This window comes from Pseudomonas sp. 2995-1 (assembly GCF_002742505.1).
Taxonomy (GTDB): domain Bacteria; phylum Pseudomonadota; class Gammaproteobacteria; order Pseudomonadales; family Pseudomonadaceae; genus Aquipseudomonas; species Aquipseudomonas sivasensis.
In genome coordinates this window covers 1-301 of the sequence record NZ_LJSA01000536.1, presented here as the reverse complement: position 1 = coordinate 301, position 301 = coordinate 1, and the positions used below count along the sequence as shown (strand labels likewise).

Below are 301 nucleotides of genomic sequence, written 5' to 3'. Positions count from 1 at the left end.
GGCAAGTTTTCCATTAAACCATAATCCACCTGTTGTATCTAGGAACTGTTTTACCTGTCCAGGTATATTCCCAAATCGAGTCGGTGTACTGAAAATAAATGCATCTGCCCATTCAAGGTCATCTAATGTTACTTCAGGTACATCCTTTGTTTCTTCTAAGTGTGCTCGCCACCATAGATTTGAATCGATTGCTGCATCAGGTGCTAATTCAGGTACTTTTAAAACTTTAACGTCTGCTCCTGCTTCTTTTGCTCCTTCTTCTGCCCACTTTGCTAATTGATAGTTTGTTCCTGTTGAACTG

At 40.2% G+C, this 301-nt stretch carries 1 protein-coding gene; it reads right to left on the bottom strand.

Features of this window, described 5'->3' with window-relative positions; all coding sequences use genetic code 11:
* Positions 1 to 301: NAD(P)H-dependent oxidoreductase (locus tag AOA61_RS27725; protein WP_178075217.1), on the bottom strand; the 301-nt coding region annotated here is incomplete at both ends.